This is a genomic window from Nisaea sp., assembly GCF_017640745.1.
In the GTDB taxonomy this organism is placed as follows: domain Bacteria; phylum Pseudomonadota; class Alphaproteobacteria; order Thalassobaculales; family Thalassobaculaceae; genus Nisaea.
The window spans coordinates 27,629-51,108 of the sequence record NZ_JAEPQA010000006.1 but is presented as its reverse complement, the minus strand read 5'-3'; the positions used below and the strand labels follow the sequence as shown (position 1 = coordinate 51,108).

The 23,480-nt window shown below is 58.4% G+C and carries 23 protein-coding genes and 1 riboswitch; of the genes, 8 read left to right on the top strand and 15 right to left on the bottom strand.

The features are described 5' to 3' along the window. Window positions 1-30: 30 nt before the first annotated feature. The gene (locus tag JJ959_RS06445; protein WP_292881059.1) at window positions 31-672 is read right to left on the bottom strand and encodes an FkbM family methyltransferase; all 642 of its coding nucleotides are present in this window, start codon (window positions 670-672) and stop codon (window positions 31-33) included. 194 nt (window positions 673-866) lie between these two features. Here JJ959_RS06445 and JJ959_RS06440 point away from each other — a divergent pair, with 194 nt between their 5' ends. After that, window positions 867-1,643, top strand: coding sequence for a hypothetical protein (locus JJ959_RS06440; RefSeq protein WP_292881057.1), 777 nt, complete (start codon window positions 867-869; stop codon window positions 1,641-1,643). A 68-nt stretch (window positions 1,644-1,711) separates the two neighbouring features. Here JJ959_RS06440 and JJ959_RS06435 read toward each other — a convergent pair whose 3' ends face one another. From JJ959_RS06435 to JJ959_RS06425, 3 genes are all read right to left on the bottom strand, one after another. After that, window positions 1,712-2,899: a hypothetical protein gene (locus JJ959_RS06435; RefSeq protein ID WP_292881054.1), complete on the bottom strand. Its 1,188-nt coding sequence runs from the start codon at window positions 2,897-2,899 to the stop codon at window positions 1,712-1,714. Window positions 2,900-2,960: 61 nt separating this feature from the next. Next, on the bottom strand, window positions 2,961-4,340 hold the full coding sequence (locus JJ959_RS06430; protein ID WP_292881052.1) for an aminotransferase class III-fold pyridoxal phosphate-dependent enzyme: 1,380 nt from the start codon (window positions 4,338-4,340) through the stop codon (window positions 2,961-2,963). A gap of 36 nt (window positions 4,341-4,376) precedes the next feature. Further along, the gene (locus JJ959_RS06425) at window positions 4,377-5,057 is read right to left on the bottom strand and encodes a class I SAM-dependent methyltransferase (protein ID WP_292881049.1); all 681 of its coding nucleotides are present in this window, start codon (window positions 5,055-5,057) and stop codon (window positions 4,377-4,379) included. Window positions 5,058-5,263: 206 nt separating this feature from the next. Between JJ959_RS06425 and JJ959_RS06420 the strand changes: the two genes are divergently transcribed. Together JJ959_RS06420 and JJ959_RS06415 are read left to right on the top strand one after the other, a co-directional pair. After that, the gene (locus JJ959_RS06420) at window positions 5,264-7,150 is read left to right on the top strand and encodes a tetratricopeptide repeat protein (RefSeq protein ID WP_292881047.1); all 1,887 of its coding nucleotides are present in this window, start codon (window positions 5,264-5,266) and stop codon (window positions 7,148-7,150) included. Between the two features lie 365 nt (window positions 7,151-7,515). Further along, entirely contained in the window at window positions 7,516-7,827 is a 312-nt protein-coding gene (locus JJ959_RS06415) for a hypothetical protein (protein ID WP_292881044.1), read from the top strand. A gap of 347 nt (window positions 7,828-8,174) precedes the next feature. On the opposite strand, the gene JJ959_RS06410 is transcribed toward JJ959_RS06415, so the two are convergent. From JJ959_RS06410 to JJ959_RS06400, 3 genes are all read right to left on the bottom strand, one after another. Continuing rightward, the gene (locus tag JJ959_RS06410) at window positions 8,175-9,068 is read right to left on the bottom strand and encodes a LysR family transcriptional regulator (protein WP_292881286.1); all 894 of its coding nucleotides are present in this window, start codon (window positions 9,066-9,068) and stop codon (window positions 8,175-8,177) included. 142 nt (window positions 9,069-9,210) lie between these two features. Beyond that, window positions 9,211-10,179: a thioredoxin-disulfide reductase gene (trxB, locus tag JJ959_RS06405; protein ID WP_292881042.1), complete on the bottom strand. Its 969-nt coding sequence runs from the start codon at window positions 10,177-10,179 to the stop codon at window positions 9,211-9,213. A gap of 97 nt (window positions 10,180-10,276) precedes the next feature. Beyond that, a complete protein-coding gene (locus JJ959_RS06400) occupies window positions 10,277-10,690 on the bottom strand; it encodes a GFA family protein (RefSeq protein WP_292881040.1) in 414 nt (137 codons plus the stop codon). A gap of 113 nt (window positions 10,691-10,803) precedes the next feature. Here JJ959_RS06400 and JJ959_RS06395 point away from each other — a divergent pair, with 113 nt between their 5' ends. Beyond that, window positions 10,804-11,610, top strand: coding sequence for a class I SAM-dependent methyltransferase (locus tag JJ959_RS06395; protein ID WP_292881037.1), 807 nt, complete (start codon window positions 10,804-10,806; stop codon window positions 11,608-11,610). Window positions 11,611-11,616: 6 nt separating this feature from the next. Here JJ959_RS06395 and JJ959_RS06390 read toward each other — a convergent pair whose 3' ends face one another. The 4 genes from JJ959_RS06390 to JJ959_RS06375 all read right to left on the bottom strand — a co-directional run bounded on the left by JJ959_RS06390 (window position 11,617) and on the right by JJ959_RS06375 (window position 14,613). Further along, entirely contained in the window at window positions 11,617-12,162 is a 546-nt protein-coding gene (locus tag JJ959_RS06390; protein ID WP_292881034.1) for a PAS domain-containing protein, read from the bottom strand. Between the two features lie 115 nt (window positions 12,163-12,277). Then, complete coding sequence (locus tag JJ959_RS06385; RefSeq protein WP_292881031.1) at window positions 12,278-12,967, bottom strand: class I SAM-dependent methyltransferase; 690 nt, start codon at window positions 12,965-12,967, stop codon at window positions 12,278-12,280. A 40-nt stretch (window positions 12,968-13,007) separates the two neighbouring features. Continuing rightward, a complete protein-coding gene (msrP, locus tag JJ959_RS06380) occupies window positions 13,008-14,021 on the bottom strand; it encodes a protein-methionine-sulfoxide reductase catalytic subunit MsrP (RefSeq protein WP_292881030.1) in 1,014 nt (337 codons plus the stop codon). A 109-nt stretch (window positions 14,022-14,130) separates the two neighbouring features. After that, window positions 14,131-14,613: a 6,7-dimethyl-8-ribityllumazine synthase gene (locus tag JJ959_RS06375; protein ID WP_292881027.1), complete on the bottom strand. Its 483-nt coding sequence runs from the start codon at window positions 14,611-14,613 to the stop codon at window positions 14,131-14,133. A gap of 86 nt (window positions 14,614-14,699) precedes the next feature. Continuing rightward, window positions 14,700-14,857, bottom strand: a riboswitch (FMN riboswitch). Window positions 14,858-14,971: 114 nt separating this feature from the next. On the opposite strand from JJ959_RS06375, the gene JJ959_RS06370 reads away from it, so the two are divergent. Next, entirely contained in the window at window positions 14,972-16,324 is a 1,353-nt protein-coding gene (locus JJ959_RS06370) for an AarF/ABC1/UbiB kinase family protein (RefSeq protein ID WP_292881025.1), read from the top strand. Window positions 16,325-16,339: 15 nt separating this feature from the next. On the opposite strand, the gene JJ959_RS06365 is transcribed toward JJ959_RS06370, so the two are convergent. After that, on the bottom strand, window positions 16,340-17,035 hold the full coding sequence (locus tag JJ959_RS06365) for a hypothetical protein (RefSeq protein WP_292881023.1): 696 nt from the start codon (window positions 17,033-17,035) through the stop codon (window positions 16,340-16,342). Between the two features lie 500 nt (window positions 17,036-17,535). On the opposite strand from JJ959_RS06365, the gene JJ959_RS06360 reads away from it, so the two are divergent. Continuing rightward, the gene (locus tag JJ959_RS06360) at window positions 17,536-18,672 is read left to right on the top strand and encodes a dimethylsulfoniopropionate demethylase (protein ID WP_292881021.1); all 1,137 of its coding nucleotides are present in this window, start codon (window positions 17,536-17,538) and stop codon (window positions 18,670-18,672) included. A gap of 45 nt (window positions 18,673-18,717) precedes the next feature. On the opposite strand, the gene JJ959_RS06355 is transcribed toward JJ959_RS06360, so the two are convergent. Next, window positions 18,718-19,632 carry a flagellin gene (locus JJ959_RS06355; RefSeq protein WP_292881019.1) on the bottom strand — a complete coding sequence of 305 codons (915 nt, stop codon included), beginning with the start codon at window positions 19,630-19,632 and terminating at the stop codon, window positions 18,718-18,720. A gap of 362 nt (window positions 19,633-19,994) precedes the next feature. Here JJ959_RS06355 and JJ959_RS06350 point away from each other — a divergent pair, with 362 nt between their 5' ends. Next, window positions 19,995-21,041, top strand: coding sequence for a 2OG-Fe(II) oxygenase (locus JJ959_RS06350; RefSeq protein WP_292881016.1), 1,047 nt, complete (start codon window positions 19,995-19,997; stop codon window positions 21,039-21,041). Between the two features lie 137 nt (window positions 21,042-21,178). Beyond that, complete coding sequence (locus JJ959_RS06345) at window positions 21,179-22,135, top strand: radical SAM/SPASM domain-containing protein (RefSeq protein WP_292881013.1); 957 nt, start codon at window positions 21,179-21,181, stop codon at window positions 22,133-22,135. A 24-nt stretch (window positions 22,136-22,159) separates the two neighbouring features. Here the strand turns inward: JJ959_RS06345 and JJ959_RS06340 are convergent, their stop codons facing one another. Continuing rightward, the gene (locus JJ959_RS06340; protein ID WP_292881011.1) at window positions 22,160-22,828 is read right to left on the bottom strand and encodes a 5-formyltetrahydrofolate cyclo-ligase; all 669 of its coding nucleotides are present in this window, start codon (window positions 22,826-22,828) and stop codon (window positions 22,160-22,162) included. Between the two features lie 23 nt (window positions 22,829-22,851). Next, window positions 22,852-23,361, bottom strand: a complete 510-nt coding sequence (locus tag JJ959_RS06335) for a hypothetical protein (RefSeq protein ID WP_292881008.1) — start codon at window positions 23,359-23,361, stop codon at window positions 22,852-22,854. Between the last annotated feature and the right edge of the window lie 119 nt (window positions 23,362-23,480).

Below are 23,480 nucleotides of genomic sequence, written 5' to 3'. Positions count from 1 at the left end.
GGAAGAGTCTGATCCGTTAATCGCGGCGCATTACCTGCGCAAAATATAGTTTGCCATGCCCCGCAAGCGGCCTTCGGTTACGGTGGCTTTTTCGACTTGCGTCGGATCGTAGGCGAAGCCCCGTCGCTCGAGGATATTCAGAATGTCCCGGTGTTCAGCGAGTGCAGGGTTTATTTCGATGAGTATCTCCTTCAATCCCGATCCGTTCTCGAGCAGCCGGGTCGCACCGCTGATCACTTTGTGCTCCAGTCCGTCCACGTCGATCTTCAGATAACGCGGAACAGGTAGGCCGAGATCAAAGATCGCCATGTCGAGAGAGAGTGCAAGACTCCCTTGACGGAACCGTTTGGGACTTTCCTGGAGGAATGCGTCCTTGCTCTCCCCAAAGAAATTCCCGGCTCCAGGAGCGAGCCTCGCCGAGAAGAGCGACGAAATACTGATACCGTCTGAAACGGAGAGGCAATATGCAGACATATTGTCCTTCAATCCGTTCAGATCGATGTTTTTGTTCAGCGTCAGATAATCAATACAGAACGGCTCAAACGCATGGACTTCCACATTCTTCAGCGCAGCTGCCAGAATGGAATAAAGGCCGATATTGGCTCCAATATCGAAGAAAACCGATCCCGGCTCGAACTCTGACACCCAAGCGACCGTTTCGGGTTCGGTCATGCGTCCACCGCCACTCGTCGCGAGCCCCCTCAACTCGGCGACGCGTTGGAAAGCTATCGGATCAGGCGTATGGAACTTGATCTCCTTTCCTCCCGCCGCGACTATAACCTGTTCGGGATGAGACGGCATTGTTTGCCCTTTCGCGCACAAGACGAACCTGGAAGTCGCACGTTGCTAATTTGGAAATCAACACGTTGGAACGCATGAGCCTAAATATAGACGACGTCGAACGCTGGCAATGTGCCATTGTTCAGAAAATTGAAGAATGCACTGTCGAGAAGGAGCAGGGGTACAGTTTCGAGATTGAGAACTTCCTTCCCCAGGACCTGTACGACCGCATGGTCGGGATATGGCCCCCTGTTTCCGAACTTCAGACCCTCAGCGAGGCCGGTTTGGCCGTTAAGCGTACCGCGCGTGAAAACGCAGTAACGGAAGCGCGGAAAGTAGCAAAAATAACCGATTTGATCGCGCGCGGGCCGGCAGAGGAAGCGCTGATCTGGAAAGTGTTGGCCTCGTTGTTCAGTGGGGCGGAGGTCGTCGGTGCATTTTATCGGAAGATGCAGCCATTTATTGCCGAGGAGAGGCCGGAGATCTACCCTGTGAAGGCGATGCACTCCGAAGTTCTGGTTCAAACAGACCTAGATGGTTTCCTGCTCGGCCCTCATCTGGATGCGCCCAAGAAAGTACTTTCGATGTTGCTGTATTGCCCCGTGAATGCGGAGAATGCTGCGCTCGGTACTTCTGTATTTCGACCGAGGGCCAGTTTTTTAGAAAAGAACCCCGGTTACCGAAACAACTTCATTGGAAAGTATCACGATTTATCAGATTTCGATGTTGTAAGGACCGCGAAATACATACCGAATAATCTGTTTGGATTTATCGTAGGCAATCGGATGTTTCACGGCATCGCGCAGATCAAAAATAAAAATGTATTGAGGCGAAATGTAATGTGGAATATTTATCACGATTAGATAAATTCAAGCTAACGCATTAGCGCCTTGTGTCCTAGACGTATTTTTGTAGCATGGAGCATGACAATTTAAGCATTTGGATAGAAATATCTTGCGTATTTCGTGCCGAAAATATTGTCCTTCAGCTCGTCCGGTACGGAAAGCCTTTTCATAAATTCGTCACGAAATGCTCGAGAGACGCGTTCGTTTGAAGTGTTGAGGGTTTTTAAATTCTCAGCTGGGAAGCCGAACATTTCGGAAAGGGCCTCACCGGCGCAGGTCTGCATCTTCTCGAAGCGCAGCGTGAGCAGGTTTCCCCAAGGGTGTCGGGATATTGCATAAGGGGCGTTTCCGCTGAAGCCGAGGCCATCGAGATCGATTTGGAGCAGGGCATTCAGTTCGCAGGAAAACCAGCTATCAATGCCGCCGGATATGATGAACGCGTATTTGCTCGCATCGGACCGAAGAGCTTCTGTCGCGGCTGATTCACGATCTTTATTATATGCTGTATCCAAATAATTAACGAACCAGTGGCAGAAAAAGTCAACGCTCTTGTGAAAATTTACGATGTCTTGCCAGTATGGAAACAAAATAGGTAAATGAAAAAAGAAATTCGATAATTCATGCTCCAGGGGATCGCGTGCGACAGTCACGATGTCGACCTGTCGTCCCGTCTGTATCGCTTCCTCAAGTTTCTGTCGGACCAACTCCCCGGTCTGCAGAGACACCCGAAGACCATGCGCATGTCTCAAATTTCCGTTCCCGCTCTGAGCGAAGGCCGAGAGCCCCTGCCTGGCGCGGCGACAACCTTCTTCCGAAATGACATGATGGTGGCCGACATAACGACTCGGGAGCCTTCTCTGGAGCTGCTCCTGCAAGGCAGTCGAGCCGACCCGGCCAGCTTGATATACGAGTACGATTTTCTTTCGCTGATCCGCCAGAACCCGCAGATTTCGCGAAATGTTCGCCGGTGCTGCTTCAGGAGCCTCATAATACGGAATCGGGCGCATTCGCCGTGCCTGCAGGCTCAGGCTCTGCAGAGCGGCTCTCATGTTGTCATCCGACACCAGCATGCTGCAGCGTTTCAGGCTCTCACGCGAATCCAGCACAAGTTTGCGCTGGAGCTGAAGCCCGCCAAGTGCGTACCAGCCAGGAGCAGATCCTGGTGATGTTACAAGTTCGATCGCTAAAAGGGTGAGCGCCTCTTCGTGACTGCCTCTTTCGGCCGCTTCTTTCGCGGAAGCGTATGGCCTCTTCACTTGTTCAATATCGGGCATTGTCAGATCTTAAGCTTTCAATTGGCAAGCGCCGGCGGTCTGACTGGGAGGCGCTTGGGTTCTAGGCGAACGCCCCATCTTGCACCATCAAGAGTGCAGCCCGCTCGCAGGCCTGAGCAAGTTCATCAAGCATGCTCTCATCGTGATGAATGCTCAGGAAATTTATCCGGTTGGTCCCGATATGGAAGCCCTCCAACAGGAGAAGATCGTAGAACAGATCCTGAATTTTCCGATCGATCTCCAGCAAATCGCGATCTCGCCTTGTCCGGAGAGGGCGGTCAGTGAAGATAAAGCGAAAAATGCTGGGGGCGTGCGCGATGCGGATCGGAACGTCAAGACGTTCGAAGGTGGCGTTCATGCGTCGTGCAAACAGATCGGTTGTCTCTTCCAGCCTCGGATAGATTGACTCTGCTTCGGCGGCCAGAGTTTTCACGGTCGCAAGTCCAGCAGACAAGGTCAGTGGGTTTGCTGAAAACGTCCCGCCGAAATAGACGATATTCTCTGCGTCTGGTTCATTGGCTGAGATGTGATTGGCAATCTCAAGCGACGTGCCGACGATACCTATCGGCAGGCCGCCGCCGGCGATTTTCCCGTAAGAAATGATGTCTGCTTCGACGCCGAAGTATTCCTGCCCTCCGCCAAGTGCAAGCCTGAAACCGGTCACGACCTCGTCGAAGCCGAGCAGAACATCGTTCTTTCGGGTTACGGTCCGGAGATGTTCAAGTCTTCGCTTCGCTCCCGGCAACGGCAACGGACCTTGAACCGGCTCTGCAAAGACCATGGCGAGTCGGGATGCATTCTCTTCGACGAAGGCCTGAATCGCATTCTGGTCGGGGGGCAGCAATGCGAGATGCTCGCCGATCTGCGTCGGAATCCCGGCAGATCGCGGTGCTAGTTTCGGCGCCTCCGGATCGCTCTCGTAGTCTTCCTGGAAAAGTCCCCAGTCGTTAGATCCATGCCATGCTCCGTTGACCATCGCTACGACCGGCTTGCCGGTGTAACCGCGCGCGGCTCTAATCGCTCGCATCGTCGCCTCGGCGCCGCTGTTGCAGAACGCAAACTTACGCGGAGACGGTTGGATCTCCGAAAGAAGGTCCGCGTACTGGAATGCTAAAGAGTTCGGTCGAGAGAAAATGCTCCCGTTTCTGATTTGCTTCTCGACCGCCGTAACCACTTCCGGGTTGGCATGGCCAAGAATCATCGTCCCGGATCCCAGGCTGAAATCGACGTACTGGTTTCCCGAGGTGTCGAAGACATGTGGGCCCTGACCGCGTTCGACAAACAAGGCATTGTCGGAAAAGCAGAATCCTTCGTTCAGGACACTATTGCCGATCGCCCCGATTTCTTTCGGTGAATGTGGAATGCGCTCAGAGATCTCACGCCGCACCCGACCTAGAAGTTCAGACAATTTATCCGACCGTAATTTTTTCTGGAGAGTCATTACCGCGTGAGCGTCCTGAACAAAGGGTTTCCGGAGTCAGCGACGCAGGATAAGCAAACCATCGTCATGCGCCATTTTCCGATCACAATTCAGGACAGCATATTCTAATTCCAGCGCCGCGAACGATCCGTTTCTGCACAATGAGACCAGTCCACCGAATCCGTCGACAAACTCCCGACCGAATTTCTGTTCGTCACGTAGAAACGCTTGCTGAATGTACAAGCAGCCTCCCGCTTTGAGTTTTGAAGCCAAACGCCGGATCACATCCGGGAGCTCGGGCAAGATGTACCAGAGAATCTGGTTGAGGATAATGACGTCGTGACCCGTGCCGGCTTCCTCCGGCCAATCTGACCGAATGTCCGTGACATGGAATTCTATTTTTGGGAAAGACGCCCGCGCTCTTATGACCGCGGTGTCACTGATATCAAGCCCAATGACACGATCTACCGAAACATTATTGCTGATCAAGCTACAGACTTGGCCGAGTCCGCATCCCACTTCTACCAAGCTGGAAACAGGCGCTTCTCGTGACAAGCTTTCAATCAATCGGTCTCGGGACACAGCATAGTAACTTCGCATCCGCTCATCGGGAAATTGCTGACTCCAAGGGTCGTCGATTGCCTTGTAGAGGCCTTCGAAATCGCCTACGAAATCAATGCTGCCGTCCGGATTGTCCTTGAATACAAACTCGGAATTTTTAGAGGGGGCAGACGTCATTTGAACTCCCGAGCGCATCCGGCATTAGCAGCAATATCTCGCACAGTTTGGAACAGAACTCTTGGGAAACGTCCAACTCGTATTGCGGACAATATGCGGCGTTAGCATAATGACGTATCCATCGTCCATACTCTCACGATTCAGATAGCAAGCGCCGCCAGATAAACGCGCCGAGTGTCGAATCAACAAGGTCTACTGGGTAAAATATGTCTTCGAATTTCGATGCGGCTACGGCCAATTTTCTCAACGGATTGATTTCGAGTTGTAACGAGTTGATCGAGACGGGGCGTTACGAGGAAGCGGACGCCAATTTGAGAAAAATCGGACTTGCCGCGCCGGAGGCGGAGCAATTCATCGCTATACGAGCACGTCTGCTCCAGCGTCGGAAGCAGCTTCCCTTGGCCCTGTGGCTGATGCGACAAGCGGTCGTCCTCAATCCTCACTCCAGGGAATTTCAGTTTCGCCTCGGCGGCGTATTGATGGACTCCGGATCCCCAGGTCAAGCGGTTTCAGTGTTTCGGAAAATCTTGAGTCAAAACGCCGATAACCCGGACGTTCAACATAACGCAGGATTGGCTTTGCTCGCCGACAATCGTCCACTTGAGGCGGAGCCGCACCTTAGGCGGGCCATGGCGCTGAAGCCGGAGAGCCAATCGGTCAAACTCGACCTCGCACGGTGTTTGAACGCCCGGGGAATGTTCTGCGAAGCGCGCGTATTGATTTTAGAATCCGGTCTGGATGGGCTAACCCCGGCTTACAGGGAGTTCTTCCGGGGCATTTCGGTCTCATGTTTCTGGACAAAGCAGACGTTCCTAGAATCGGAGCGTGATGAAAAGATCGTAAATCATCTATCGACGCAGCAAGACGGTAAAGCATTTCATTTTGTGTACCTCGCGCGCGCGCAGATCGATCTGGATCATGTCGCTCCCATTTTGAAGAGACTCTCGGACAACCATCCTGATTTCTTGCTCACCCTGATATTGCTTGAGCCTTCCGAGGTCGTGCGCAATCCCGTTTGGGATCTCGTCAGCGGCTTGCCGGGACTCCTGATTGTGTCGATGGGGGATATCTACGCATACCTAGGCAACGAGGCTTCCCTCGATCGGGCTATTCGATTGCTCGCCCGTCCAAATTTCCGCACAATTTTTGCGTCCGACGGAACGTCTCATAATCTGATCCATCAACTAAGAAGATTATGTGATGCCTATGCAATTGAAGTTGTTTCGCTACCGCATGGTGAACCAGCAATAGTCAACCATCTGCAAGCCGTCGATGACTTGTCTTTGGAAAAGATGCCCAAATCCAAGAACTGGTACTCTTTGAGGATCTATTCCAGTGACCTGCATAGAGCGTTTGAAGAGGCGCGTTTGGAAAATTCGCAAAACGGAAGAACCGCGGTTCTCGGATCGGTTCGCTACTCCAATTATTGGATTAAGCATTTGTCGAGCTTGCCATCTCCGTGGCGCCTCGAGCCGGATGGCCGTCTCAAGATTGCGCTGTTTCTGATCAATTCGAAGTTTGCAGTTTGGTGGGAAGAGGTTTGGCGTACTGTAAGGATGTTGCTTCAGCGCCCAAATGTTCACCTTGTGATCCAGAAACATCCGAGAGAATATAAGAAATTTGATGATGTTAACTTATGCTGGAAGGAATTGCCCGACGGCGGACCTGTTATCGATGCAGATGAATTTTGTGACCGGCATCCCACATCCAAATTAACCATTGTACCTGAGGGCATCCCCGGTACTTTTGTTTTGCGTTCTGTGGATGTGAGCATGGCATTTGGAACCAGCATAATTTTAGAATCTTTGCAATTGAGAAAACCAAGTTTAGAATTGTCATATCTGCATGCTAATAAAACTTTGGTTTCTAGAGAAATGCCAGAATGCGATATCCGTTGCCGAGATGATCTTCTTAACCTAGTCGATAAATTTATGGAAAAAATTAGAATTGGCCGCGATATATCTAGTTTCTATAATGAAGTGCGTCTTAATCAATTTTTGATGCGCTATCTAGAATTGAATGGCGAAGTCAATACAGTTGACAGGGTCGTTGAGTGCTTTCGTCAATACGGAAAGACTCCAAATTATTCGTAAGTTCTGAGTTGCGATTTTTGAGTTCCCCAAAAATCACGACAGTCGTAGTACGAGAGATGCTCTTGAGTATTTTCTGATCGATTTGAATTGTAATGGGATTCTCATTGGGGGTTGAGTTCTGATTCAATATAGAGGCTGGCGCAGGAGGCCAGCTTCCATGTTTCAAACCGTATCTAGAGGTCTCCGTCAGTATTTGGTTGGTGCCGTCGGGGGCGGTATGAGACGCTGCTGGAGGCTAGGCGTTTTGGCGTGTCTGCCGCGAACATGATCCGGACGGTGGACCAATGGTTTCGGTGTCGGCATGCCAAACGGCCGAGTTCGCCTCCAATGCCGCCTTGAACGGGCCATAGGGCAGAACCCGCAGTATGGTGATGAAGCTTGTCGTGTTGTTGATCAACCGTCCCCAGCTTCGATCGACCATGCCGGGGACGGCGGCACGGATCATATGGACCGCCCCCCATGAAATTTATGCGGTAGAAGCGGTTCATGAGATCCGGGGTAACTTCGGAGTTTGTCGGAAGGTTGGTCTCCGCATCGCCGCGAAAGCTGCTGACGCTGATGCCGGCATTGTTGAGGAGGATGTCGACCTTCTTGCGGCGGATGCTCGGAGAGGTGAGCCGAAGAATCTTGATCTGACCGATATAGAGGAAGTTTTTCGGGACCTGGTTGGGACCTGACGCTGAATTCGGACAGAAAAAATGCCGGGAACCGTTGGGTTCCCGGCAAGTTGAACAGGGAGGCTTCACGTCTGGGAGACGTAGGACCCCGAAGGGCCCTCTACTTCAGGCGGGGGCCTGAAGGGAAGATGCTGCAGAGCAGCACCGTGATCTTCTTCTAAATATGTCTATAAGACGTTAACGACCATGCATTTTTGTTCAGTTCGGATATGCAAAAAACGCATGACCGTTTATCCATCGAAGTCAAATTTATGAAACAAAATTGGATTCCGATCAGAATCCCGAATCATAAATAGGCCTTAAAAACGGCAGGCGCAACCTAGGCTGTTTTAGACTTTTTCTAAAAATCAAAACTGCGTTTTGGCGACTTCCTGGATCAGGAAATCACGCAGCACGGTGATCCGTTTCGAATGCCGCAGTTCTTCCGGATAGACGAAATAGGCGGGCACCTGCGGTCCTTCGACATCCGGCATGACCCGAACCAGGCTGCTGTCTTCCTGGGCCAGGTAGTCGGGGATCGCGGCGATCCCGACCCCGCCCTGAACGGCGCGCAGGATGGCGTAATAGTTGTTCACCGCGAAGGTGTTCATATGCACGCGCCGGTTCCCGCCAGTAGCCAGATCCCGAAGCCAGTTGACGTTCGGAAACGGCGGGTGCGGTGTGTCGCCGAACAGCACAAGCCGATGATTCTGCAGATCTTCCGCCGTCTGCGGCACGCCCGCCTGCTTCAGGTAGGAGGGCGAGGCATAGAGGTGCAGCTTGATGTTCTTGATATGGCGCTGGATCAGGTCCGGCTGCCGCGGCGGACTTAGCCGGATCGCGACGTCGGCCTGCCGCATGCCGAGATCGAGCTCGCCGTCGTCGATGATCAGATTGACCGTGATCTCGGGATAGAGCTCGAGGAAACGGCCGATCCGCGAGGCGAGCCAGGTCGAGCCAAAGGCGACCGGCGTAGTGATCTTGAGCGGACCGCGCGGCAGCTCCTTGCCTTCCGAGAGGCTGGCTTCCGCAGCTGCGAGCTTGGCGAAGACTTCACGTGCAGTGCGGTACAGCGTTTCGCCTTGTTCGGTCAGGATCAGGCCGCGCGCATGGCGGTGGAACAGCGCAACCTTGAGGGAGTCTTCGAGCTGGCTGATCTGTCGGCTGACCGCAGACTGGCTGAGATTGAGGGTCTCACCCGCATGGGTGAAGCTGCCTGCCTCGGCGACAGCGTGAAAGACCCGGAGTTTGTCCCAGTCCATGGCCATTTTGAACCGATCTCGTCTTCTCGCTCAGATTACCGGCATTCAGTCTAGGCCAGGCGAGAGGCGCGGGCCAGCAGAACACGGAGCAAAAAGCAGTTTAATAGAAGAGGGTTATCGGATCGTTACCGAACCCGCTCCGTTATTCCGCCGCTTCGGCCGCAGCATCTTCCAGTGCGGCGAGGTATTTCTCAGCCTCCAGCGCCGCCATGCAGCCCATGCCAGCCGCGGTGACGGCCTGACGATAGATCTTGTCGACGCAGTCGCCGGCGGCAAAGATCCCGGGGATCGAGGTGCGGGGGCTGCCGGCCTTGGTGATGAGATAACCCTCTTCGTCGGCCTCGAGGGCCTCGACGAAAGGTTTCGTCGCCGGATCGTGCCCGATGGCGACGAAAAAGCCGGTCGCCTTGATCTCGCTGGTCTCGCCGGTCTTGACGTTCTTGATTCGCGCGCCCTCGACGCCGGCCATCGGTCCCTCGCCGCCGAGGATTTCCTCAACGGTGCTGTCCCAGATCACGTCGATCTTCTCGTGCCGGAACAGCCGCTCCTGCATGATCTTTTCTGCCCGGAGCGAGTCGCGGCGGTGCACCAGCGTCACCTTGGAGGCGATATTGGCGAGATAGAGCGCTTCCTCGACCGCGGTATTGCCGCCGCCGACCACGATCACATCCTGCCCGCGGAAGAAGAAGCCATCGCAGGTGGCGCAGGCGGAGACGCCGCGGCCGCTGTAGGTCTGCTCGCTTTCCAGCCCGAGCCAGCGGGCTTGCGCACCGGTGGCGATGATCACGGCGTCGGCGACGAAGCTGTCGCCGCTATCCATCGTGAGGGTGTAGGGCCGTTTGGAGAAATCGACCGCGGTGACGAGATCGTAGACGATCCGCGCGCCGACATGCTCGGCCTGCTTCTGCATCTGCTCCATCAGCCAAGGGCCCTGGATGACGTCCGCGAAGCCCGGATAATTCTCGACCTCGGAGGTGATCGTCATCTGCCCACCCGGCTGCAGCCCCGCAAGCACGACCGGTTTGAGATTGGCGCGCGCGGTGTAGATGGCGGCGGTGAGTCCGGCGGCGCCGGAGCCGATGATGACGATTTTCTCGCGATGTTCGGTCATGGGCAGAGCAGTCCTGTTGTCTGGAGTTCTTGGACCGGCGGTGGCGGCCTCTTGCGAACATAAGCAACCGCCGGGAAGCGAACAAGCGGCGCGGGGCCTATTCCTGGTAACTTCCCTCATGTTTCGGCAGATCGTCGTCGCAGATCACCCAGGGCAAGCGCTCCTCCCAATGCACATGGCACTCCGGTGTGACACGCTCCGGGTCTTCGAGGGTGACGGCGTAGAAGTGGATCTCGTCCGGATACTTGTCAGCGCGGAAAGCGATCGGCGTGCCGCAGGCGGTGCAGAAAAGCCGCTCCACTCCGGGCGAGGAGCGGTAGATGCCGGGAGCGGCGCCGGTGAAGCTGGCGTCGGTCCGCGCAACGCCGATAAAAGTGGTATAGGGCGAGCCGGTCTGCCGGCGGCAACTTTCGCAATGGCAATGGCAGGTCCACCTGACGGGGCCGGCGACCACATAGCGGGTTTGCCGGCAGAGACATCTGCCTTGGCGGGTTTCCGTTGGTTCGCTCATGGTTCCGCTCCTTTATTTGTCCGGGAGGGCCGTTCGGGGCTGCTTGACAGTCTTCCGTTGCGCCTGCATGTCTCACGGCGATCCGAGCTCACCTCAGGAACGGGACATTGTCGATGCCTGATTGGCCTGCCTGGCTGACGACCCTGCTGATCGCGACCAATCTCCTGTCGCTGGTCGCACTCTATTTCATCACCCGGCGCATGCTGAAGCTGCGGCGGCAGAAGAAACGGGCCTTCGCCTTTTCCGACTACCCGATCCGCAAGGTGAAGCTGGAAGAGGTCGCGCCGTGTTTCGCCATGACGCCCTACGGGCCGAGCCCGGACTCCGAGGTCCGGTTCATCGGCGGCGAGGGCGTGGTCGCGTCGCTGTCGGATCGGGAATCCTGGGTGATGGCGGCCCTCGCCAAGGGAACCAAGCGGATCTTCGAGTTCGGCACCTGCACCGGCAAGACCGCCCATGTCTTCGCTCTCAACGCCGCGCCCGATGCCGAGATCCACACCCTCACGCTGCATCCGGACGATCTCGCCGCGCTGGAATTTGGCCTCGGAGACGACAAGCATCACCGCGATGTCGCGGCAGAGGAATCTTCCTTCGACACGTTCTTCTATAACGGCCAGCCGACGGAGAAGAACATCCGGCAGATCTTCTCCGACAGCAAAGCCTATGACGAGAGCGATCTGCGGGGGAAAGTCGATCTGGTCTTCGTCGACGGCGCGCATACGCGCACCTATGTCGAGAGCGACACGCGCAAGGCGCTGAACATGCTGGCCGAGGACGGGGTCATCCTCTGGCACGACTACAAGCCGGACGCGCCGGATGTCTTCGCCTTCCTGAACGATCTCTCGAAGCAGCTGCCGCTCGTGCATATCGCCGAAACGGATCTCGTGATGTACCGGCGGACGGCTGCTGCCGGCAGGTAAGGACGTTCAGAGAAAGTCGCGGCAGGGGAACTGGAAGACGACCTCGGAGACGTTCGCGCTCTTGTCGTCGGCCAGATGATCGAGATTGTAGAGACTGATCCCCAGAACCACGTCGGTCCTGCCGTCTTCCGATGTCATGGGCAACAGAAGCCTCTCGGCATGCCAGGCATCGAGTGAAGAGAGCCGCTCCTCGACCGCGCCATACTGGATCAGCGGAACGCCAACGATGCGGTCCCAACGCTCCCGCACGACAGGGTAGTCCGCCTGGCCGATGATATCCCGCAGAGCACGGCCCTTGATCCCCTTGCCCCATGCGTCGTTCACGCTTTCGCCCGCAAGTTTGCAGACATAGTCGTCCGCTTCCTCCTCGAAGCGGTAGATCCACATATAGCGCAGCAGGGACGGGACGCTGAGCGGGGAGAAAGCCTTGCGGCGTGCGACAAGAGCGTCGCCGCGCGCCGAGAGCCAGGCAGCAAAGAAATCGAAAATTCTCCCATCGGCTTGGGGAATTCGCTTCTTCAGCTCCGAGATCGCTCTGGCTTCAGAGGACATCAACAGGGTTCACGCACAAGACTTCGACAGAGTTCCAGCTTAGCGCAGTTATTGTTTAGCAAGCGTTGGCGGGAACAATCAAATCGCCTTCTTGGCTCGGCCGCCAGGTTCCGGGTCAAAGCTTGGCGCCGGACACCACCGCAAAGCACCATTGCTTGTAGTCGCAGCGGACGTCCTCGTAGCCGTCGTCGGACAGGTTCTGCATGATCGCACCGAGGGTCGGCGGGCGGCCGTTGCGGTGCAGCTCGATCGCTTCGTCGATTTCGCCTTCCAGAGCGCCGAGATGGAGCGCGTCCCGGCGCCAGGCCTCGAGATGCCTGTCCTCGACCAAGTCCGTTTCGCCCCGCACCTGATCGGCATTGATGAACATGCCGCCGCCCCGGCGCAGCCCGGCATAGCTGGCGGAGAGCAGGGTCCGGATCGATTTCGGGTTGAGATGATGGATCGAGAGTTCCGCGATGATGACGTCGTAGGGGCCGTCATAGCTCATGTGCACGTAGTCGCCGGTGGTCACCGTGACGCGCGGTCCGTAAGGCTCGAGCCGGCCGCGCACATTTGCGACAACGGCTTCGGAGAAGTCGACCAGGGTAAGTTCGGCGGTCCTGTCGGCGGCCAGAATGCGCTCCGCAAGCAGACCGGTCCCGGGACCGAGATCGAGGATGCGCAGCGGCTCTTCGGCTCTCGGTTCCGGCAACAGGTCGATGATGGTGCGGTGAATGGAGTCGCGATAGGGAACGAGCTTGCCGCGCGCCGTGTCAGTGTCCTTCACCACGTTATGGAACGTGTCTTCGGTCGGTCCGGTCACGGCTTGGCTCCCCACGGCCAGTCTGTCACGGACTCCGGACCTACATGAAGAGGCGCTCGTTCTCCAGTCCTTTGTAGAGACCGGCCACCTGTTCGGCATAGCCGTTATAGAGCAGGGTCGGGATCTTGGTGCCGCCGCCGAGCGGTCGTTCGGAGGCCTGGCTCCAGCGCGGATGCGGCACTTCCGGATTCACATTGGCCCAGAACCCGTACTCGCTCGCCTGCAGGGATTCCCAGAACGAGACCGGGCGCTCGGAGGTGAAGGTGAAGCGGACGATCGACTTGGTCGATTTGAAGCCGTATTTCCACGGCACCGCGAGGCGCAGCGGCGCCCCGTTCTGCCGCGGCATCGGCTTGCCGTAGATCCCGGTCGCGATGAAGGCGAGGTCGTTCATCGCCTCCTCGATGGTCAGGCCCTCGATATAGGGCCAGGGATACCAGTGCTGTTTCTGTCCGCGCGCCATCTCCGGATCCATGAAGGTCTCCATGCGGACATATTTCGCCGACGAGAGCGGTTCGGCGAGCTTTACCAGCGCGGAGAGCGGAAAGCCGCTCCAGGGCACGACCATCGACCAGGCCTCGACGCAGCGGTGGCGGTAGACCCGCTCTTCCAGAGGCATCTGCTCCAGCAGGTCATCGATATCGATGGTCTTCGCCTTGGTAACCTCGCCGTCGAGGGTCACGGTCCAGGGACGGATCTTCAGGTCCTGCGCCGCGCGGACGATGTCCTTGTGGCTGCCGAACTCGTAGAAATTGTTGTAGCTGGTCGCGAGGTCTTCCGCGGTGAGCGGGTATTTCGGACCGGCATCCGCGTAGGCCGGGTTGCGCTTCACCGGGTAGAGATGCGCGGACGGATCCGGCGGGAGCGCCGCGAGCATGCTGGCCGGATCGCCTTCCGCCGTCGCTTCCTCTCCGCAGCCGGTCAGGGCCGCTGCCGACAGCACCATAGGCCCGGCGGCGATGCCTTTCAGCAGGGCACGGCGGTTCCGGAACACCGATTCAGGCGTTGCCGCGCTTTCCGGCAGTTCCCAGCCTTTCCATCGTTTCAACAGCATGGCGTATCCTCCGGCCGCAACTATCCTGCCTAGAGACATAAGCCAGCGTGCCGGACACGGCCAGTCACGTGCGGGTGAGAGCCGTGTCCGGAAGTGCCGGGCCCGAACGTCAGGCGGCGAGTTTCTCCTCGAGATCGAGGACCTCAAGGCAGGCATGCGCGGCCTCGCGGCCCTTGGTTTCCATATGGGCCCGGAAAAAGCCGATATGATCGTCCGTGCCGTGGAAGTGGTGCGGCGTCAGGACGACGGAGAGCACGGGCACCCCGCTGTCGAGCTGGACGCGCATCAGCCCGTCGATCACTGCGGAGGCGACGAAATCATGCCGGTAGATTCCGCCGTCGACGACGAAAGCGGTGGCGACGATGGCGTCATAGTCTGGCCGCGCGGCGAGCCGCTGGGCCATCAGCGGGATCTCGAACGCGCCGGGCACCTCGAAATAATCGACGCGGTCGCCGCCGAAGCCGCGTTCGGCAAGCTCGGCGGCGAAGCCGGACCGGGCCTGGCCGGTCATGTCGTGGTGCCAGCGGGCCTGGACGAAGGCGATGCGGCCGCCGACCGGGCCTGTGGTGGGTTTGATATCTTTCTGGGTCATCGGTTCCAACTCCTTGTTGAACATAAGGAATCGAGGCCGAGTTCGAACACGGATAGGCACGCCGTACCCAAGGCGCGGCGCCTCCATGCCGTTCTCTTTCATCCGGACTTTCACCGTCGGCTTCGGACTCTCACCGAATCTGCTGACCCCGGCAGTGCCGGGCGCTCGCGGGCTTCACGGAAGAGCCGGATGGCCCTCTCGTGTTACCGCCGGTGGGGACTTTCACCCCGCCCCGAGAACTTCGCCGCCAACCATTTGGCGACACTTGGAACCTAGGGATCCGGGCGGCGCGATACAATTGCGAAATGGGATCGGATTGCCTCTGGCATCGGCGCGGCTGTGCCCTATCTTCAGCGCCATGAAAGACATCGAACGCAATTCTCTCGGCGGCCGCGTGAAGCGCTACGCCCGGGTCACGGGCGCGGTGGGCGGCCTTGCCGCACGGGTCGCGGGCGAGCGCTATCTCGGCCTCAGTCTCGACAAGGGCGCCCATGCGGTGGAGCTGCGCGAGGCACTCGGCGGCCTGAAGGGGCCGCTGATGAAGGTGGCGCAGATCCTCGCCACCATCCCCGACGCGCTGCCCAAGGAATACACCAACGAGCTGGTGCAGCTGCAGGCCGACGCGCCGAGCATGGGCTGGCTCTTCGTGAAGCGCCGGATGAGCCGGGAACTCGGCGCCGCCTGGCAATCGAGGTTCGCAAGCTTCGAGCATGAGGCCGCGGCCGCCGCCTCGCTCGGCCAGGTGCACCGGGCGACGGACCGTGACGGCAACGCACTCGCGGTGAAGCTGCAATATCCGGACATGGCCTCGGCGGTGGAGGCGGATCTCCGCCAGCTCCGGCTGATCTTCTCGATCTATGCCCGCTACGACAAGGCGATCCATACCGACGAGATCTACAAGGAGCTCTCCGCCCGCCTCCGTGAGGAGCTGGACTATGAGCGCGAGGCGCGGCACATGGCGCTCTACGGCGTGATGCTGAAGGACGAGGAAAATGTCCATGTCCCGGAAGCGGTCGAGGCGCTGACGACGCCGCGTCTGCTGACGATGAACTGGCTCGCCGGCGCCAAGCTGCTCGATTTCATAGCCGCGCACGAGGACCAGGAGATGCGCAACCGGGTCGCGCTCAACATGTTCCGCGCCTGGTATGTACCCTTCTACGAGTACGGCGTGATCCATGGCGACCCGCATCTCGGGAACTATTCGGTGCGGCCTGATGGCAGCATCAACCTGCTCGATTTCGGCTGCATCCGCGTCTTCCCGCCGAGCTTCGTCAAGGGCGTGATCGACCTCTACAACGCGCTCGCCAGCGAGGACGAGGCGCTCGCCGTGCATGCCTACGAGAGCTGGGGCTTCGAGGGGCTCGACAAGGAGACGATCGGGGTCCTCAACATGTGGGCCCGCTTCATCTATGCCCCGCTGATGGAGGACAAGGCGCGCCGCATCCAGGAGACCAACACGGGCATGTATGGCCGCGAGGTGGCGGAGAAGGTCCATGTCGAGCTCCGCCGCCTGCAGGGCGTGAAGCCGCCGCGCGAATTCGTCCTGATGGACCGCGCCGCGATCGGTCTCGGCTCGGTGTTCCTGCACCTAAAGGCGGAGGTGAACTGGTACCGCCTGTTCCACGACCTGATCGCGGGGTTCGATGTGGAGGTGTTGGCAAAGCGGCAGGCGCAGGCGCTGGTAGAGGCGCGGGTGCCGGACGCGGAGTAGAAATCAGTGGTGAAGTCAGTGGCGGTATCCAGAAATCCTAATTTCAAAATACGCTAAGTAATTGGATGAAGGTTTTATTGAAAGATAGTAGTCGCCTGGCAATAGCTTTACGCCATTAAATATTCTTTCTTTTTTTTCTATGCTTCCGTTTTCATGTATTATCGTATTCTTTGAGGATAATTGTGCGTCTATTCTATTTTCGGTATCTATAGAATCGATATCTATTATTATTGGTTCGCTGGCGGAGAATCGAAAATATTGTCGGTCCAATTTCTCTAGTTGTCCTATTGCTAATAGCTCGCCAGGGAGGTGGCCAATAAATTTAGCAGACCGGATGGAGTGATTTTTTGCTGTTTGAGAAGACTCGGAAGGTGGATTTTCGGAAAAAATAGCATCCACAATTCGAGATATTTGATTTCTAGTGCACTCTCGCACCTCGCGATCTGCAATTAGGCGAAGTTTTTCGGTTTTTATGGCCGTCGCGCCTGAGGCTTCTCTAACATTTATCGAAAAACTTCCTTCTCCTCCCGGAACAAAACTCTTAAATCTAATATTTCCTTCTATGTCTGCTTCGATGTCATATTGTTGTCCTGCCAAGCAGAGGCTTTTTACAACGTTTATAGCCTGCTTTATTTTTTCATCATTTGCAAATGCGCTGTTTGATAGTGTAAAAATCAGCGATGTTATTAAAATGGAGAACCAGCGGGCCATATAGCTACCCTCCCTAATGAGGTGGTTTTGAATATGCATGCAATGGGTAAGATTAGCGTATTTCAACTGAGACAAGAAATATAAGTTTTCCAATCAAGTAAGAATTAAGTGATTATAGGGATGCGTTTAAGGTGACAAACGAATCAATTCACTGCAGTGCCCCTCTAGAGCTAAGTGACTGTCATTCCGGACATCGATCCGTTGCGGCGATCAATCCTTCGATCGTCCAGATCCTGCCAATTAAGAGGCACATTACCTATCTCGTCCCCTTAATTCGGGAAATGCCGGACAAGCGAGTGTCCTGTCCCGGAGCCCGACTCCGCCGTGTCCCCGGAACTGTCGCAGCTTCACCAGCTCTGCTCCGGCATGTCGCAATCAGTCGTTCATCCAGGCGTTTCCCGGACAGTTCCGCTGAAAGACTTTCCCTAGATTGACACCATCGGGCCCGAAACGCGCCGTCAGCAGGATCTTGCACCTGCCCGAAGGCGCCTGGAAGGGCGGTGCTGCAGCTTCTGGGAGTTCGGGGCCTGTCCATGGTGGAAATCTCGCTTTCGCGCCGTCTGCGGCGCACACCCTTCAGCGACGGCGTCGAGGCCGCGGGCGTGAAGGGCTATACGGTCTACAATCACATGCTGCTGCCGACGGTCTTCCGCTCCGTGGAGGAGGATTACCGTCATCTGAAGGAGGCGGTTCAAGTCTGGGACGTCGCCTGCGAGCGTCAGGTCGAGATCCGAGGGCCCGACGCCGGCAGGCTCGTGCAGATGCTGACCCCGCGCAGTCTGACGCGGATGCTCCCCGGGCAATGCTACTACGTGCCCATCGTCGACGAGACCGGCGGCATGCTCAACGATCCGGTGGCGGTGAAGCTGGCCGAGGATCGCTGGTGGGTCTCGATCGCCGACAGCGACCTGCTCTACTGGGTCAAGGGCATTGCCTACGGCTACCGGCTGGATGTGCTTGTGGACGAACCCGACGTCTCCCCGCTCGCCGTGCAGGGACCGAAGGCGGAGGATCTGATGTGCGCCGTCTTCGGCGAGCAGATCCGGTCGTTGCGGTTTTTCCGGTTCAGCCTCTTCGGCTTTGCCGGACGGGACCTGGTGATCGCGCGCTCCGGCTATTCCAAACAGGGCGGGTTCGAGATCTATGTCGAGGGCGGCGATATCGGCATGCCGCTCTGGAACGCGCTCATGGAAGCCGGCAAGGCGATGGATGTCCGGGCCGGCTGCCCGAACCTGATCGAACGCATCGAGAGCGGGCTGCTCTCCTACGGCAACGACATGACCGACGACAACACGCCGCACGAATGCGGCCTCGGGCGGTTCTGCAATACCGAGTCGGCGATCGGCTGTATCGGCCGCGACGCGCTTCTCCGGGTCGCCAAGGAAGGGCCGGTGAAGCAGATCCGCGCCATCGCCATCGACGGGCCACCCGTGCCGCGCTGCGATCGCCACTGGCCGGTTCTGGCCCGGGGGCAGGTCGTCGGCCGGATTTCCTCGGCGGTGTGGTCGCCGGATTTCAAGACCAACGTCGCGATCGGAATGGTGAAGATGACCCACTGGGACGCGGGAACGGCGGTGACGGTCGAAACGCCGGAGGGGCTGCGGGACGCCGTGGTTCAGGAAGCTTTCTGGAACTGAGCACGGGCCGGTACGAGGAATTTGGAGGACACGCTACTTAATCCGTCATCTGAACAGACCAAGCAGGGTCTGCGGTCTCTGGTTGGCGATGCCGAGGGTTTGGGTCGAGAGCTGCTGTTGAACCTGGACCGCTGTCAGTGTGGCGGATTCGCGGGCAAGGTCGGCGTCGACGATGTTGCCAAGTCCTTCTTCGGTCGCGTCGGAGAGGCTTTCAAGAAAACTGGTCTGCAGATCCAGTGCGCGCACCTCGGCGGCAAGGCGCCCCGTGTATCGGCGGACTGCCGCGTCGAGGTCGTCGTAATACGTCACCCCGTCTCCGACATTCACTTCGAGTTCTCTTTGGGCGACTTCCGCGGCTGTGAATCCACCCCCGCCGTTTCGTAAATCGGACAGGGCGCCTTTCGTAGACGTTATCCATGTCTGCATGCTGTGCCCGTCACCGGGATTTTGCCAGAAAGACCCGTTCTTGGCGCCACTCAGCGTCAGGGTATCACCTTGCAGGTTGGACAGGATCTGTGTGTCGACGCCTGCATTCTCGTTCAGAAGGTTGACGCCGTTGTATTCGGCGTTATTGGCGAAATCCAAAGCCTGATCGAGCATTTCCCCGTAGTCGTTCACGAGGATGTCGCGCTGTTCTTGCGTGATGCCTTCATTCGCAAGTTCAGTGAGTTTTCCCCGCATATCTATCAGGAGATTCGAGATGCCGGTCAGACCGGCAAGCGCCACCTTGCCGATGCCCTTCGCGTTGTTCAGGCCCTGGATAACGGAGCTGATTGCGCTGATTTCGGTTCGGATGCCCTGGGCTATGGCAAAGTTGGACGCATCATCCAGAGCGCCGGTGACCCGAAGCCCGGTGGAGACACGATCCTGCGTGGTATCCAGATCTCGATTGATCTGGTTCAGGTTCCGAAGGGCCACGAAGCTTGCCGGATTTGTCAGAACGGAATTGCTTATAGCCATGGCCTGACCTCTTTCTAGAGTCATCTTGCTTTCGAACGGTCACGCGAAATTCTTTCGCAGGCCATAAATCAATCGAAAATCGTATAAAAGTCAAAGTAATTTTCATCTAATTTTAGAAGAAATTTTGATCGAAGGTCACTCCAAGGGCGCGGTCCGGCATCCTGTCATGCCGCGCACCACCCTCGGATCGGCAAGTCCCGGCTCTCCGGCCGGGATGACGACGTTACGCGTATTTCGGGATACGCCCTTAAATAGCGTCCCCGCCCATCTCTTCCATCGCCCTTTGCCGCTCGCGTGCCCTCCCGTTATCTTCATCCCCAGAACGGGATCAACTCCCGCAGACCGGGGAAGGCTACACATCGATGAAACAGCCCGCGCTCAATCCGTGGTTCGATATCGGCGACACCATACCGTCGATCGATCTGAAGCTCTCGGACGGCAAGCCGAAGCCGCCGAACAGGATGGCGGGCGCTGTCGCTGTGATCCATGTCTCGGACGACGCGGCAGCGGAAGAGGCCGCCGCCGCTTTGGAGAAGTTGCGCGGCGAGCTGGCTGCGCTGGGGGCCGCCCCCTTTCTCGTGCGCCGCGCGGCGCCGGTGCGCAATCTCGCTATGGAAAAGAAGCTGGGGCTCGGCTTTCCGGTGCTCGCGGACGAGCCGGGAGCGCTGGCGCATAACGTCAATCTGAAGGGCAAGGGCACGCTGCTCATCGGCCCGGACACGCGTCTGCTGGCGGTCCTGCCGGTCGCGCCGGGCGAGAGCGCGGAGGCGCATTTCGCCGCCGTGATGAAGGCGGTCGGAGAGGCGGCGCCGCAATCCTTCCGGCCGGGGCCGGCGGTGCAGGCGCCGGTGGTGCCGGTCCCGCGCGTGTTGAGTCCTGACTGGTGCCGCTGGCTGATCCATGTTCATGACACGCAAGGCAGCGAGCCCTCAGGCTTCATGCAGCAGGAGAAGGGCAAGGGCGTGCTGAGGACCGACCCCTCGGTCAAGGTGCGGCGCGATCATGTGATCGCCTCCGGCAGCGCGCTCGAGAAGCAGATCGAGCAGATCTTCGCACGCCGGGTGATCCCGGAGATCCAGAAGGCGACGCATTGCCCGATCCAGCGTCACGAGGAATTCAAGATCGTGCGCTACAGCGGCGCCGACGGCGGGCATTTCCGTGCACACCGGGACAACACGACGGCCGCCACGCAGACCCGGAAATTCGCCGTCACGCTCAATCTCAATACCGGCGCGGACGAAGAGGGCGCGGGCGACTATACCGGCGGCTATCTCGTCTTCCCGGAATCCGGCGATTTCGGCTACCGGCCGGGACCCGGCGATGCGGTGGCCTTTTCCTGCTCCCTGCTGCACGAGGCGCGTCCGGTCACCAGCGGCGAACGCTACGTTTTGCTCGCCTTCCTGCACTAAGGGAGGAACCCCCGGTCAAATCGACGCAGCATTCAGGCGACTTGATATAAGTCAAGGATCGTTCGCGAAACACCTGTTTTTCTCCCCGGTATTCCGGTGGGCATGCGCCCCGGAGGAATCGCCGAAAGGAGGCGGAAATGGGAATTACAGAGCGTATCGACCGGGTAACAAAGATGGATCCGAATTACCGGAAGGCCTTGCCGCCGGCACCGCGCTCGGTGAAGATCGAGCTGACGGCGCGGTGCAATCTCGCCTGTACATTCTGCGCCCGTTCGATGTCGCTCCGCCAGCATGCCGACATGGACCGCGCCTTCTTCGAGCGGCTTACGGTCGATATGCGGCAGGCCGGGGTTGAGGAACTCGGCCTGTTCTATCTCGGCGAGAGCTTCCTATTGCCGTGGCTCGCCGACGCGGTCCGGTTCGCGAAGGAGGAGGCGGGTTTTCCCTATGTGTTTCTCACGACGAACGGCACCGTCAGCACGCCGGAGCGGGTCGAGGCGGCGATCCGGGCCGGGCTGGACAGTCTGAAATTCTCCATGAACTACGCCGATGCCGGCCAGTTCCAGAGCGTCGCGCAGGTGAAGCCGAAACTATACGCCGCGATCGAGCGCAATCTGCGGAGCGCAGCCGAGGTGCGTGACCGTGTGTACGCGGAGACCGGACACCGCTGCGGGATCTATGCGAGCTACATCGAATATGACGGCGAGCAGGGCGACCGGATGCGGGAAACCGTGGCGCGCATCGCCGAGGTCGCGGACGAGGTCTATGCCCTGCCGCTCTACAATCAGGCCTCGCTCGTGACCGAGCGGGAAAAGGCCCAGGGATGGGCCCCGACGGCGGGCAATCGCGGCCGCTCCGGCGCCCTCCGCGATGCCTTGCCCTGCTGGTCGATCTTCACCGAGGGGCACGTGACCTGGGACGGCCAGCTGAGCGCCTGCTGCTTCGACCATGACGGTCGTTTCCACATGGGCGACCTGACCGCGACGCCTTTCCTCGAGGCCTGGCATTCCGAACGGTTCAAGGAACTGAGGGAAGCCCATTTGCGGCAGGATGTCTCCGGGACGCCGTGCGAGGCCTGTGTCGCCTATCAGTGAAGCGGCGCCTCCGCGAGCTTTCGATCAGCCGCGGGTGGCAGAATTTCTTGTCTGCGGCTTGCCGTCTCCGAGGACGACCACGTCCATTGGCACGTCCCACGGCATCGGGAAGATCGTCTTCAGCATGCAGCCGGGCAGGCCGACGCCGATGATCCGCGGGCGCGGTTTGAGGCGCGCCAGCGTCATATCGTAATAGCCGCCGCCATTGCCGAGCCGGAAACAGTCCTCGTCGGCGCCGACGAGGGGCGAGATCACCAGATCCGGCAGGCCCGTTTCACAGGAAGCCGGCACGGGAATGTTCCAGATACCGCGCGCCATCTTCGCCCTCGGCTCCCAGTGGCGGAAGGAGAGCGGCTGACCCTTCTGCTCCACGACCGGCAGCAGGATCCGTGCTCCGGCCTCGTGCGCCTCTTTCATCCAGGGGCGGAGGTCCGGCTCGCCCCGGATCGGCCAGTAGACCGAGATGTTCAGCCCTTCGAGCGGACCGGCAACCGATTTCAGATCGTTGACGATCGCCGCGGTGGCGGTACTGCGCTGCTCCGGGGAGAAGGATCTCCGCAGGTCGTAAAGCCGCTGCCGTTCGGCGCGCCGGAAGCGCTCGACATCGCGCCAGGTATCCGGATCGACCGGCTGGCCGTCGACAAGAGTGTGCATAAAGCAGGCCGATTCGCCCCCTGCCGTTTCCTCCGTCATTGCCGCTCCCTTCGCTCGGGGGGTCATATGTTCAGCAGAAAGATCCGTGTCACCGCGATGGTGGCGAATTCGAGGTAGAGGATCATCGCGATCAGGATGCCGTAGCGCTGGATGTCGCTCATCAGCTTCGACTTCCGGTTCCGGGCAGCCGCGCTGAAGCTTCCCCATTTCGAGGTGACATAGGCGATTTTGCTGTTCTCCGCCGCCTGCCACCATTGAAGGCTGAGGATCACGGCAGCGCTGGCGAGACTAAAAACCCAGACCATGAAGAGCAGGAGACGCGCGAGGTCCTTAGCCTGCCAGTGCGTCCATTCCCCGTAGGCGGTCACCAGCGTTGCGCCGACGGAGAAATAGAGCACGGAGCGCCATTGCTGGGTCTTCGCGAAACGCAGATTGTTCGAGGCGTCCCGGTAGATCGCGAGGAACTCGGCATGTGTCGTCTCCGCCAGCTCGCTCGGCGTATCCTCCGCCGGGTTGAGCGGGTCCGGGCGCGGTTCCTCTTCTGTGTCTATCGGGTTGAGCGTCTTGGCCATGGAACGGCTCCTTCACGCGTGCGGCCTTCGCCGGCCGCCGGGCTCTCCCATCCGCGAAGAGTGTGCCCGATATTACGCGGAAATGGAATTTCCTCATTGTTGCCGGGGTTTGGCCCGGT